8 protein-coding genes and 1 CRISPR repeat array are annotated in these 14,062 nt (G+C 44.0%); of the genes, 6 read left to right on the forward strand and 2 right to left on the reverse strand.

All coding sequences use genetic code 11. The annotated features are described in order from the left end of the window. The 6 genes from QUA54_RS27580 to QUA54_RS27605 form a co-directional block, all read left to right on the forward strand. A partial coding sequence (locus QUA54_RS27580; RefSeq protein ID WP_333417460.1) for a hypothetical protein occupies nucleotides 1-228 on the forward strand: 228 nt, incomplete at its 5' end. A 76-nt stretch (nucleotides 229-304) separates the two neighbouring features. Then, nucleotides 305-1,210, forward strand: coding sequence for an AraC family transcriptional regulator (locus QUA54_RS27585; protein WP_333417462.1), 906 nt, complete (start codon nucleotides 305-307; stop codon nucleotides 1,208-1,210). Between the two features lie 576 nt (nucleotides 1,211-1,786). Next, nucleotides 1,787-1,960, forward strand: a complete 174-nt coding sequence (locus QUA54_RS27590; RefSeq protein WP_333417464.1) for a hypothetical protein — start codon at nucleotides 1,787-1,789, stop codon at nucleotides 1,958-1,960. 451 nt (nucleotides 1,961-2,411) lie between these two features. Then, nucleotides 2,412-7,733: a hypothetical protein gene (locus QUA54_RS27595; RefSeq protein ID WP_333417466.1), complete on the forward strand. Its 5,322-nt coding sequence runs from the start codon at nucleotides 2,412-2,414 to the stop codon at nucleotides 7,731-7,733. 441 nt (nucleotides 7,734-8,174) lie between these two features. Beyond that, entirely contained in the window at nucleotides 8,175-8,375 is a 201-nt protein-coding gene (locus QUA54_RS27600; protein WP_333417468.1) for a hypothetical protein, read from the forward strand. Nucleotides 8,376-8,429: 54 nt separating this feature from the next. Further along, nucleotides 8,430-9,011: a YHYH domain-containing protein gene (locus QUA54_RS27605; RefSeq protein ID WP_333417470.1), complete on the forward strand. Its 582-nt coding sequence runs from the start codon at nucleotides 8,430-8,432 to the stop codon at nucleotides 9,009-9,011. A 362-nt stretch (nucleotides 9,012-9,373) separates the two neighbouring features. Here the strand turns inward: QUA54_RS27605 and QUA54_RS27610 are convergent, their stop codons facing one another. Further along, nucleotides 9,374-10,009 carry a hypothetical protein gene (locus QUA54_RS27610; protein ID WP_333417472.1) on the reverse strand — a complete coding sequence of 212 codons (636 nt, stop codon included), beginning with the start codon at nucleotides 10,007-10,009 and terminating at the stop codon, nucleotides 9,374-9,376. Between the two features lie 1,050 nt (nucleotides 10,010-11,059). Then, nucleotides 11,060-12,358: a CRISPR direct-repeat array (repeat unit 36 nt; unit sequence GTTTCCATTCAAGTAGTTTCCCCAGCGAGTGGGGAG). A gap of 431 nt (nucleotides 12,359-12,789) precedes the next feature. Beyond that, nucleotides 12,790-13,965: a WYL domain-containing protein gene (locus QUA54_RS27615; protein ID WP_333417474.1), complete on the reverse strand. Its 1,176-nt coding sequence runs from the start codon at nucleotides 13,963-13,965 to the stop codon at nucleotides 12,790-12,792. Nucleotides 13,966-14,062: the final 97 nt, after the last annotated feature.

Genomic DNA, 14,062 nt, shown 5'->3' on the forward strand with positions numbered 1-14,062 from the left:
ATGTTTGAATGTTTAAATTTGCTCATTACTCATCCCGTTCAATCCAAGGAAAGTAGCCTGACTCACCGACTTCAAGCCCCCGATAAAGAAGCCACGGTCAGATTTACGGTGGATATGTCCGAAACTCTGCACCGTAAACTGTCGATGTTGGCAGCTTGGACGGGGCGCAAGAAAGTGGATATTGTGCGGATGCTGCTGGAGGATGGGTTGAATGAGGTGGAAGGGTAGGGGCGATCGGGCTGTGAGTTCGGACTTGCGCAATCAAAGAACCATTATTCGTACAAATTTAGAGAGAAAATTTAGGATGTCAACAGAGAAACCTTTAGAGATCGATTACTCTCAACAAGATTCAACCTTAACGTTTGCTCCGCGTCCAGTAATTCACTCCAGTCAACAAGCGGGATGGAAAAATATCCATCTTGCACATTATCAACTGCCTGCAATTGACTTCCCTGAAACAACAGGTCTTCAGCACCTCATTTCGCTACCATCATGGAAGCAACCAACGGAAGTTGAGATGGTATTTGATGGAAAGCGTTATCGATGTCAACATGACCAACACGAAAAGGGGCATATTGAAATTTTTCCTGCTCATGTGCCGTTAAAAGTGAGATCGAGTCAGGTAGGGGAAACGACTCACTGCTATCTCGATCCTACATTTCTAGCTCATGCTGCCTACGAGTCTGCAAATCCAGAGCAAATTGAACTGAAGCCGACGCTATCAACGCCCGATCGGTTGGTCTGTCAAATTGTGTTAGCTCTGAAAACGGTATTAGAAACTGATGCAACAAATAGTTGCTTCTATGCGGAGTCAATGGCTACAGCTATGGCAGCACATTTTTTGAGAAACTATTCAACCCGCAAGCACATTCTACCAGAGTATGAAGATGGCTTACCTAAGTACAAACTGAAGCAAGCTCTTGATTACATGAATGTTCATCTCAGTGAGAACCTATCATTAGCCACCCTTGCAGATGAATTGCAGATTAGCCAGTACCATTTCTGTCGATTATTTAAGCAATCAACTGGAACGACTCCTCATGCGTACTTAATTGAGCAGCGAGTAGAGAAATCGAAGCAATTACTGAAGCAGAGAGAAGGCACGATAAATGACATTGCGATCGAGTGTGGTTTTGCTAATCCCAGCCATTTTGCTAAGCATTTTCGCAGATACACAGGCATTTCACCCAAGCAGTTTCGCATGATGTAGCAAGAATATGTTCAATTCGCAAGAAAGTGTTCGACTTGAACTGGCAAAGATGATTAAAGTCGTCTTGTATAAACGGAAATTCCCTGCTTTGGGGGGTTCCCAGTAGTTGTATCTCTTTTGGAGTATAGCTTTGGGCGATTTGATCTTTAAACTTCTGCAGCCAAGTCTTTAAGATTTTCTTAATCTTTGCCTACTAACTCTTGTGAGATAGTAAAATTAAGCAAAAACCAGGCTACATAAAAGTTTCCAAGATTTGTAGTTATGTAAAAGATTTTCCCCTACTGGAAAGTCTCACCCCATATTGGTTTGGACCGAAACGATCGCGATCGGGCGGGCAAAGTTCCGTATAAATTTACCTGAATTCAGTGCATCTGATTTCATGCTGGATTTCTGTTTTGAATGATGTGAGCTGTAGAACCGTCAAAGTCAGAACACAAATTAGGCGCTGCTGCTGCCGTTCTGGCTTGCCAAAACGCACGGTAAAAAAACCTTTTTTAGGGGATGTTCAATCGAAATAAGAGTGCACGGTTACTACTAATTGTTAAATAACACAAGGCTCGATAGAAGTAAGAAATTATGTCTAACAAAGCTTTTCTGCGAAACTTCTTTAGTCTGGTATCGCGATTTCTGGTGCGATCGCCTCGATCGGTAAGCCAGCCTCTGCTGCACCAACTACTTTTCAATGTATTGCGAATGGTAGCGGGTATGCCACCATTGCTGTCGCTGATGGCAAGAAGACGAAGCCTTTAATCGCGTACAATAATCCGGTCTTTTCTGGAAGTGATTTTACTCCTCAACAACGGCGCTGCCAAGAAATTTAAGGAGGCTAACTTCGCCTAAACAATTGCACATGATGTAGCAAGAATACGTTCAGACCGTAATAATATGTTCGCCTTAAACTGGCGAAACTGATTAAAGTGATTATGGCTGTATCTAACTTTTTTTTCGACCGATTGCGGATTTTGTACAACTTGCAAAGTAACTAGGACTGACGCGCGGATAGCCATAAATCGGTTTTTTACGAAAAGTTTTCGCACTTACCCACAAAATCGGTAAAAAAACTAAGGTGATTTGGCATAAATGCATAAGTCCTGCTAAGGCAAATGTTCGGCGCAATCTAGTTGCAGCGAGCAGTTACGATTTGCTCCGCTTTCCCTCAACTACATTTTGACTTTTTACCCTACCAAATTACCCCTAAAATATGATGAATAATACTTATTCTGTCAGCAACAATCTTCTGGTAAAGGCTAACTCAATAATTGAACAAAACCTGTTCTTGACGTTGGAACAAGCTGTTTTACGAGCGCAGGAGCAATTGCAAGTTTTCGCCAGCGATTCAGAATTTGGTCAGAAGATAGAACTGGCATTTGGATCAAGAGTAAATGCTGAAGAGTTGAGAAAAGCTTGGCAAGCAGGAGACTTCAGTCAACTGCCTCACATTGAAATTCGTTCAGCTAAAGAAATTAATGGAGCTAGGGGAGCTTTTGCTGGGGCAAATAACACTATTTATTTATCGCAAGAGTTAATAGTTGAAAATAGTAATAACGTTAATGCTGTTATCGACGTTCTCTTAGAAGAAATTGGGCATTTTGTAGATTGGCAAATAAATGTTTCAGATACTCTTGGTGATGAAGGTGCGATTTTTTCGGCACTGGTTCGGGGCGAGGTGCTTGATGAAGCAGAGTTACAGGTACTAAAAGCAGAGGATGATACAGCCACCATCATCTTAGGCGGGCAAGTTATTGAAATTGAGCAAGCTCTCTTCAAGGATGAACCAAATGTCTCTTCTACAGCTGAGGATGACCAAATTTATGGTAGTAGCGGGGATGATAAGCTGTTTGGTAACGGAGGTAATAACTACATTAGTGGTGGTGCAGGCAATGATGAGTTAGGGGGTAGTTCGGATAACGATACTATAGATGGGGGTGCAGGCAATGACACTCTTTTTGGTTTTGCTGCAGATATTTTAAGGGGTGGTGCGGATAACGATACCTACCTCATCGCTCTTCGTAATGATGCTTCAGATTTTTATACGGGTGATTCAGGCGAGAAAATTCAAATTGAAGATGTGGAAGGAGTGGCAGATTCTCTGAAGATAGGTTCTCTCGGTCCCGGAATCTATTATCAGCTTGAAGATGAAGTAAAGCTCTCAAAAACTTTAGTAGAAGGTTCTATTGGAGTCCAGCAAGAGGGTACTTCACTGATAGTAGATATAAACAAAGATGGTGTGGCAAATCGAACCGACGATTTAGAAATTCTAAGTTTCTACAAAAAAAACATAGATGAGAAAGGTTTAGTTTTTTACACACCGGGCTCTGGTTATATTGAAAAAATGAATTTTTCTGATGAGCCTAACCCATCAAATGAGCCTAACCTATCAGATGAGCCTAACCTATCAGATGAGCCTAACCTATCAGATGAGCCTAACCTATCAGTTGTCATTACTGAATCTTCAGATCCAGTAACAATCGGAGACAATCTAACCTATACCCTTACTGTTACCAACAATGGTGTGGGCAATGCTACAGAAGTTGCTTTGACTCAAACTCTTCACAATGTGACTCTTGTTAGCACTAGCCTACCCTATGTCGAAAATAAGGATGGAGATCTAACATTCGACCTAGGTAATCTGACCAAAGGAGAGACTAAAACAGTTGATATCAAGGTTACTCCCAATCAAGCTGGAGGAATCAGCAATACTGCTACGGTGAAGGCAAAAGAGATTGATTCTAACAAGAACAATAATACAGTCACTGAAATCACTAGCGTCCAAGATATAAATTCTGATTTATCAGTCACGATTACTGAATCTTCAGCTCCAGTAACAATCGGAGAGGATCTAAGTTATACCCTTACTGTTACCAACAACGGTGTGGGCAATGCCACAGAAGTTGCTTTGACTCAAACTCTTGAAAATGTGACTCTTGTTAGCACTAAGCCACCCTATGTCGAAAATAATGATGGAGTTCTAAAATTCGACCTAGGTAATCTGGCGAAAGGAGAGAATAAGATAGTTGAGGTCATTGTTACTCCCAATCAAGTTGGAGAAATCAGCACTACTGCTAATGTGAGTGCAAAACAGAACGATCTCGACAAAAGTAATAATAAATCTACGCAAACTACAAAAGTCCAAGATATTATCCTAGATCCATTACAGGTAATCGGTGACTTTGAATTTAACAAAGCGACCAAAAGCTATAAAGCAAGCGGTGAAATCCAAATCGGACTCAAAGGTCAGCCGTTTAAGCCTTTGGTTACTCTCCAAGGGTCAATGACTTATGACCACAAAACCATTCAGACCAATGGGATAGTTGCACCCTCTATCGGTGGTGTAACAGCGCCATTATTTAGTGGTAAATTTACTGTCAATGTTGGAACAGCGGCCACATCATTACTTACAGAACTTACAGATCAGGCTCTAAATCTGCCAGACGAATTTAAACTAGGTGGATTAGATACCAGTTTTCGTAAATTATCTTTCGCTCAAGACGAAATTCAACTACAAGGCACAATCACACTACCCGTTTCTTTGGGAAATACTGTAGTAGACATAACAGGCGACAATAAGCTCATCATTAACAGCACTAATGGTGTGAGCTTAACAGGCGCGAATCTTTCTATACCAAAAGTAGATTTTAGCTTAGCTGGAGTTCCAATCAAAGCAGAGAATTTTTCTTTACAGTATTCCAAACAGCCCAAAGAACTATTTAAACTCCAAGGGCAAGTTACTCTCCCGTCACTCTCCAAATTTACAACAGATATTTCTGCCAATTTTGCTGACCCCAACTACATTCAGTTTGATGCAGATGGAAAATTAGATGCAGTCGGTTCTCTTGAGATCGGAAGCATCCCGCTAGGTGGCCCTTGGTCTGTTAAAGATGTCAAACTCGATTTTGATACTGTTAATAATAATGTTTCTGGGGCAGGAACCTTTGTCCTACCAACCGGGATCGAAGTAGGCGGAGAAATAGCTTTTTCTAAGGGTGAGTTAAACACCTTCTCTCTTAACGCTCCAAATCTAAACACACCCATTGGTATTCCTGGTGTTTATCTCCAGAAGATTGCAGGAAAGGTAAACCATATCGCCAAGTCCGATCCCAATCCGATTTTATTTGGGGGAAGTGCTGGGGTAACTGCTGGGCCTAAGCTAATCGATGTCTCCTTACCCAAGTGGGCAGGCGGTGGTAGTTTTCCTGGTTCGCTGGTTGAACTCGATGTCACAGGCTCTATTAATGAGCAACGTCTTAAGGGAGACGGCAAGATTGCTATAGCTGGTGGATTGATTACAGGTACTGGCAACGCTGAAGTTAATTGGACTAAAAAATCCCTTAACGGGCGTGTAACTTTTAGTGCTTTGGCTGGCTTGATTACTGCGAACGCAGGGTTCACAACGAATTCCAACCTGGACTTAAAAATGGCTGCCAATGCCAGCCTTAAACTACCTGATATTGCTCCATTTTCAACTTTTGGTCTTAGTGGGAAAGAGCTTGTGTCAGGCGGCTTTTCATTGGACTATAGCAACGACAACTCAGGTGCCAATGACTTTATTAAGGGTTGGGGTACCCTATCAATACCTAGACTATTCTTTGATGATGCAAAGGTTACGGTTGGTGTAAAAGTTGGGTTTAATAATACGTGGGAGCTTATTGGTGCTGAAGAAGTTGAATCAATTAAGCAATCTATCCAAGGTCAAGGGTCTATATTCCCCGGATTCAACTTTGATAGCAGTAATATTCCATTACTAGACAATATCACTCTTCACCAGACAGTAGCGCAAGCTCTACAAATTGCCCAAAACAAACTCAGGAATTTTGCCACGGCTCCAGATTTCAGCAGCAAGATGAATATAGCCTTTGGTAATACCTGGGATACCAAGCAAGCGAACTTGTTAACTCAAGCTTGGTCAGTGGGAGATTTTAGCGCCCTTCCACCGATTGAAATTCACCCAAAAAACATCATTAGTAACGCTAATGCTGCTTTTGCAGATTCAACCAAAACTGTTTACATATCCCAGGAATACTTAAGTCAAAACGTTAATAACCTGGATGCAGTTGCTAGCGTGCTGCTAGAAGAAATTGGTCACTCAGTAGATGCTCAGGTAAATGTTTTAGACTCACCTGGAGATGAAGGTGCTATTTTCTCAGCGCTGGTAAACGGCGAAACTCTTACTGATTCCCAGCTAGAGCAGTTCAAAGCAGAGGACGATGCAATCCTTATCAACTTAAATGATAAAGATACTCTACTCAACCTCAATTCCTCCCAAGAAGACACCTTCCGCGTCGGTGCTGGAAAACCTTGGCTGGCTATAGCTGTTAATTGGGAAAATGCTGCCAGCAGCGTACCGATTCAGTTACAAGCACCCGATGGCACTGTTTATACCGAAGCTGACATAGCCAACAATGCCAATATCAGCATTCTCAGTGACCTTAGCACCTCAACCCGTAAGGTGATCCGCATTGCCAATCCCACCTCTGGCGACTGGACGATTAAACTAACCGATACCGCAAATCTGGGCGATGTCAAATTTGCTACTTTAGCTGGAACTAATGCACCCACGATCGAGATAACTGGGTTTACCCAGGACATTGCCAACGAAAATGTCACCCTTAACTACAAAGCATTTGATGTAGACTCAGATGCCAAAATCAGCTTATTCTATGACACAGATGGCGAAGGTTTCGATGGCATACTGCTGGCTGATAATTTAATTGAGAAAGACGGGGCTGGGAGTTACGTCTGGAATACCAAAGACGTACCGATCGACAATTACCACATCTATGCGATCGCTATGGATGAAAATAGCGCCCCTGTTTTTGCCTATTCTCCGGGATCTTTTCGAGGCGGGAACACTAATCTCCCATCCGGCGATAGCGGTGGTGGTAATCCTCCTTTTACACCCCCAACTCCGACTCCAGAACCAGCCCCAACCCCAACCCTTGACGAAAGCAACAGGAGTGACACCCTAATTGGCACTGACAGTAACGACCTCATCATCGGTCGTCAAGGTGATGAGGTCTTAATCGGTAAGTTGGGAAATGACAGTCTTTTTGGGGGAGTGGGTAATGACTTACTCTATGGCAATCAAGGCGAAGACATTCTCAACGGGAATCATGGTAACGATACCGTGTACGGTGCCGAAGGCAACGATATTGTCCGCGGTGGCAAAAACAATGACCTGATTTTGGGAAACTTGGGAGATGATAACCTTTTCGGCAATCCGGGCAATGACACATTAATTGGCGGTCAAGGCAATGATTCTCTTATCGGTGGTGCTGGTAACGATTTGTTTGTTCTGGATTCTGCTACCGGAGTAGACGCGATCGCTGACTTCCGAGTAGGTCAAGATCGACTGGGATTGTCCGGTGGTTTGAGGTTTGAGCAGTTAGATATCGCTCAAGGTACTGGCATCTCATCACGAGATACCTTCGTCCGCATCGCTGCTAATCAAGAATTACTGGCAATTCTGTCTTATGTGCCAGCTAGTTCTCTTACGGATGCTGCATTTACCTTTGTTGGAACATAAATAGCGTTGACTGATACCAAACTCGGGTTACTTACCCCCTTTATAATGGCGAAAAAAGACTTCACTTCTCCCAGAGTTGTAGTTTGAAAACACGCCCGCTCGCTCGGGAGATCAACAATATCTCTCGATCGAGCGCTCGACCTCACGCTTTCCACATCGATCGCAACAAAGCACAGAAGCGAAAAAAGTGAGTGAAATCCCAGCTAAAAAACCGAAAAAAAGGCACTCTTTTAGGTTAAGCTAAAAAAACGCTGAAGTCGGGCAAAACGATAAGGTATGAGGGTCACGCTCGCCTGTATTTTTCATCCTTCGGGCGATCGCTCAATACAAGCAAACCTCTAATTCGCCTCCAACCGCCGCGTTAAGAAATCCCCGCCTACCGATGCAACAATGCAGTAAGTATGCAAAACTTTGGAGCGTCGGGTAGGGTATACACCAAGGATGAAAATAGAGGGACACGGACAAGCCAAGATACTTAGCCAACAGGAAATCGAACTGTCAAGCAGTGGCAAGGTGCAACCGTGGCAGCCGTGGCAGTGCCAGACGTATCAAAGCAAAAAGGGAATTAAAGCAGAGGTAGAAGTGGATTTTTATGCGAGACGCTGTAGGATGGATCGAAACGCGATCGCAACTCCCTCTTGATTCCGCTGCATCTACGGCTTGTTTGACTGCAATACCAAACCCGAAGGAAACTTGATGAAAATTAATCACAAGGTATCCAAAGCCTTGGCTGCTGCTTTTTTAGCTTTATCGACTGTCTCGCTCGCGAAGAATAGCTGGGCAACTCCAGGTCGCACTGATGCCAACGGATGTCATACCAGTCGCACAAGCGGATACCATTGTCACAATTCAGGTTCTGGGTCGGGTTCTTCAGGTTCTGGGTCAGGTTCTTCCGGTTCAGGGTCGAGTTCACCCAGTGGCGGTGGTTCGGAAGGCGTTTGTCTGACGTTCAACGATTGCATGAGTCGCGGGGAAACGCAACTTAAGTCGAATCCCGCCCAAGCGCTCAATTATTTTCAGCAAGCCTTACTCCTCAAACCAAAAGATATCAAAGCATTTACCCAGATTAACGTTGTTGAGCCTTACGTGATGGCGATACCCGGTACTTGTCCAGATTTCAAAACCTGCATGAATTTGGGATACGCAGGAATGAAACAGAAAGACTATCAAACCGCGTTAGTTAATTTCAAGCGAGCCTTAGCTTTTGATTTAGGAAACAAGTACGCCGTTGAAGCGATTGGTAATGTTTCTCGCTATATCCAACAATCGCGCAATTGATATAAACCCTTTAAACCCGCTGCACTGTGACTGTGGCGGGTTTCTGCATTCACCAGCTTTTTAGAAACATCAACCATTTACATCTCAACACTTTAAACAAAAAGCTAGCCACACCCTGCGATCGCTCCGACAGTGCCAGTCCTCACCATCCAATCACCCCAAAACCCCGTCTAATCCCGTCTAGAGTGCATTTTTGGAGCCGTGCCAGATACGCAAGGCACTGAGGCGATCAATACCGGACGATCGACGCTTTAATTTGGTTTAGGTTGATTTTTCTTGACTTATTCTGATTTTCTTGGTTTAGGTTGATTCTTCAGTTTCCTGCCGCCAAAAGCGATCGCCATTCTTGTCCGAGTGATATGTCAAGTCAAGTTGCTTCTCATCTGCGAAATAGCTCGATTCAATCCTTCACTGTGAATCCAGCCTACGAAGCCACCGTAAATCATTTTGCCATCGGGATCTGCTAAAAAAATGTGGTCAACGCCGAGGGGGTTTTTCCAAGCCCTAACCGCTGTTCCATCCCTAAGTCTCATAATCGGATTGGAACTGTTAAAATCCCTGTGGTGTGCTGGTGTCATTCCTGGGACAGCTTCTAAAATGGTGCGAGCTTCCCTGGTAACATCTGAAATGTTTGCAGCGCTGGCTGCTGAACAGCCACATCCATCTATTACAGTTTGCTTGAGCCTTTCTTTGATATCGCCATCAAACAGGGATAATTGCTCAATCTCCTCTAAAAGTTTCCCGTGTGGCTCAGATAAGCGTCTTTGGCAATAAATTGCTGTCAGCAAGTCCTCTAACCCTACTTTTGTCAGAGCATCTGCAATCAATCCCGTCAAACCTAGTACGGCTATGCCTCCGAGCATTCCTGCCGGGCCACCTAGAAATGCTAAAGCTGCTGTGATTGCAGCCGCTCCTGTTAAACCTGTCGCAGCCATCGTTACTACCAGGATGATACCTGGTAAACCCAAAGCAGCTACTTTCTTGATGACTTCATCCATTTTACAAACCTTCGCTGTTGCTTTCTTTCCTCTACCAACCAGTTGCCAGCACGAAAAACCTGTTAGCGCAACAAGTTATTTATTATATTCTGACGTTGCTGTAACAGTTTCGAGTCGTAGATGGGGAAATTAGATTTTCCTGACCTAGTTGCAACGATCGCAGATTCTCTAGCCTCATCGTTTAACTGCCGTCAACGAGTGAAAACAGAAAACCCGGGAATGCCATCAAATAGGCTATCCGGGCTTTTCCATTTAATTATAGTTTCCCAGCGAATGGGGAGTAGTTTCCCTAGCGAGTGAAGAGTTCTATTATCGTGACACTTTTCATTGGGAGTATAAGTTTCCATTCAATTAGTTTCCTCAGCGAGTCAGAAATGTTTAACGTTAATTTCCGTGGCTGCGATCGGTTGTTTCCATTCAACCAGGTTTAAAAGATTTAGGTTTGCAGAATTCTGAGATTGTCAAAACAGCGGACGATTGGGTTTTTGTGACTCCATAATAAGCGATCGTGTCTGCCCCAATTCTCGTAGGGGAGAGTTTCACCAACAATATAATAAACCTGCCACCTAACGACTGAAAATAGTTAGATTTTGCCCCAAGTATGGGGCTTTTTTTGTGCTTGTTAATTCTTCACAATTCGGATTAATTGCAGAAATTTGAGTTGTAAAAGTTTGTCTTTGAAGTTTTCCCGATGTTGAAAACTTAGAGCTTTTGGCACTACAGAAGGCTCTGATTTTTGATTTCTGTTTGCGGTGTCGTGTGAAGTCGAAGCCTCCTTCGATTCCGCATTAATAGAAGACTTCGACACACTTTGTCTTAGTTATGTATTTCTAGCAAGTGACAAGTTAAATTTGCTAGACAGTGCCGTCACCCTTCGGCTGGGGAATAGGACGATGCCTTAAGGACGTTTACTCTATGCGGTAGAGGCGTTTCCCAAAAGGCATCCCCCCAAAATTAGATTATTAGAAATCTAGTCTTTTGTCAACAGCTATTTATGGTTGCCCTTAAACTGTCGCATTAATAGAAGACTTCCACTAATTTTGTTTTAGCGTTTCCATTCAATTAGTTTCCCCAGCGAGTGGGGACTTCCAAGAAATTTTCCCTCAGCTCAAAATTGATTAGTTTCCATTCAATTAGTTTGCCCAGCGAGTGGGGAGACGCTGGTCACGGTGTTGCGACCGATCGTAACGTCCAAACGTTTCCATTCAATTAGTTTGCCCAGCGAGTGGGGAGATTAAAAACATGGAATCTTTGGTAATTGCAGTTTTGTTTCCATTCAATTAGTTTCCCCAGCGAGTGGGGACAATATTGGGATTTTGATTTTGACTGTTCCGGTCAAATGCCACCCAAGTTTCCATTCAATTAGTTTCCCCAGCGAGTGGGGACAAGAAATCATCAAATATACCCTTCAAGGTTTTTTACGTTTCCATTCAATTAGTTTCCCCAGCGAGTGGGGAGGAGATGCCTCCAGCGCCTATCACAGGAATCGAAATGATTCCGTTTCCATTCACTTAGTTTCCCCAGCGAGTGGGGACTTGCGTTGTAATTCCCGTTTACAAAATAAATCTATGGTTTCCATTCAATTAGTTTCCCCAGCGAGTGGGGAGCTAGCGACTAACGGCTGGGTTAGCACCGAACAAAAGGGGTTTCCATTCAAGTAGTTTCCCCAGCGAGTGGGGAGAAACAAACCTTTAGGAAAAACTAAGATTCAAATCATTCTGTTTCCATTCAAGTAGTTTCCCCAGCGAGTGGGGAGTCTTTCTTTAGCCCAAATCGGGTTTGGACAGAATCCTACAAAAGTTTCCATTCAAGTAGTTTCCCCAGCGAGTGGGGAGAAACATCGAGTTCGCCACATGGGACTCCGCAACTAAGAAGTTTCCATTCAAGTAGTTTCCCCAGCGAGTGGGGAGTGAACCCGTCCATAACTGGTCCCTGGGTATCCGCAAGTTTCCATTCAAGTAGTTTCCCCAGCGAGTGGGGAGAATTCCCGACAGTTTAACCGCTTCTTGTGGTGAAAAAGTGTTTCCATTCAAGTAGTTTCCCCAGCGAGTGGGGAGGCTCTGCAGCTGCTCAACGAGGAGATGGGACCGGTACCGTTTCCATTCAAGTAGTTTCCCCAGCGAGTGGGGAGTCCTTACTCTTTACTTACCGTATGGGTAGAAGAAATGTTTCCATTCAAGTAGTTTCCCCAGCGAGTGGGGAGTCCCTTATCTTGGCGCCTGCTTTCGTGCTAAGCGTAGTGTTTCCATTCAAGTAGTTTCCCCAGCGAGTGGGGAGTTACGTACACAGCTGACCCAGCTCCCATTTCACAGCGTTTCCATTCAAGTAGTTTCCCCAGCGAGTGGGGAGCGTTCGCCGCAGAGACTATACCCTGAGCGGGATTCAGCCGTCAAATCGACGCACCGCTAAAATATAGCACAGGTAAATGATAAAAAGCACCGAACTATAAGCCTCAAACCCAATTCCTGCAAAGCATCGACGCACCTCAACCAAATCATAAGGGTTACACAAACCAAGCGAGGTGCATCGATATGGGCTAGATTAGCCTCCTAAAGTCAATAGTGTTGTCCCGTCCAAGACTTGAACCCCTACAATCATCAGGATATTAACTCATTCTCATATAGCGCTGGAAAATAAATGTGCCGCTACTAAACCTACTGCGTTATCACTTTTGCTGACTTCACCGATATTGTCTGCAAACGGACGCTGTACTTTGACGTGAGAGTGTTACTTACACGGGATTAAAGCATTCTTAGCAATGATGTGGTGTTTAAGTCCCGTTAGCTGTATCGATCGGCTAAATCTCTCGCCGCTTGTCGGTGTTTTTCTACCAAACTCGGCGGGGAAAGCACTTGTACGTTTTCCATATGTTTGTTCACCCAGAGGCTGAATTCGTTGAGGGAGCGATCGGGCAAATCGATCTGATAATCCACATAAAGCACTTTGCCAAAACTATCCCTCGGCCCTTCCTTAATCTTTTGTCGCGGATGCCGCCGATCGCCCTCTAGAATAAATCCAACTACCTTCTCAAAAAACCGCACCTTCACTTTTTGCAACTTCAGCGTACCCTGCAATTCAGCCTTCTGTTGCTCTGGCTTGCCCAAGAACAGCCCCCAACCATTTTTTAACAATTTGTGAGCTATTTTCAGACTTTGTTGCTGTGGGGCTAAACCACGCGCTTCTACATCGAGAATTTTGCAGTGGTCGGTAAAGCGATTTACCCGTTCTACAGTCAAGTGTCCGTTTTCGTAATTTTCGCAAATCAGATACCAGGCGATGTCGTGATAAATCAGTTGCAGAGGCCAGATTTGCCGAAAACCGAGATGGCTTTTACCGTAATAATTGCTTTGGCGGAAAAGTTCGATCGCCTGACCCCGAACAATTGCTGTTTCTACGATGTCTAGTTTGTGAAATAGGGTATTGCGATATTCTTGGCGATCGAGCATTTCCACAGGGTCAGTGTAAATAATCGCACGATTTAGTTGTTCGCGAACGGGATAGAATAATTTACCTTGGAGTTCGATATCTAATCCGCGCAACCGTTTAGTGAGTTTTTCACAAATTTGGCGGGCTTGGGGATTTCCTTGATATTTGGCTTGAGAGGCTATTGCTTGAAACGCGAATAGTAGTTCGTCTCGATTCATTGCACCGGTGCCGAGATAATATCCGAAGCGATACATTCGTTTGTCAAGGATTCCGTAGTGGCGCAAAGTTTCTAAATCTTTGCGGATGGTAGGAGTTGCGGGATAGTTTTCTGGAAACTCGATGCTGCCCGACTCGGCAACTTTCTGTAATTGAGATTGAACTTCTAGCAAAGCGTCGTGATATTTACTGTCGGAGGTTTCGGTGTCAGAGTGTCCGATGCCCGGATGGTTTACCAATGTGGCGATGAGGATCATGATGCGATCGAACGTTAGTTTGTCGGCATAGGGATGAGGGGTTGGTTTTTTTGCCATGATGGGGGTAAAGTCGGTAAAAGTCAAGGAAAAGACAATATTGACACAAAAATATAGAAAAACCTCAAAGCCCTTATTTAGAGAGCTGTAGGTTTTC

The sequence above is a fragment of the Microcoleus sp. MOSTC5 genome (assembly GCF_036701825.1).
Taxonomy (GTDB): domain Bacteria; phylum Cyanobacteriota; class Cyanobacteriia; order Cyanobacteriales; family Microcoleaceae; genus Microcoleus; species Microcoleus asticus.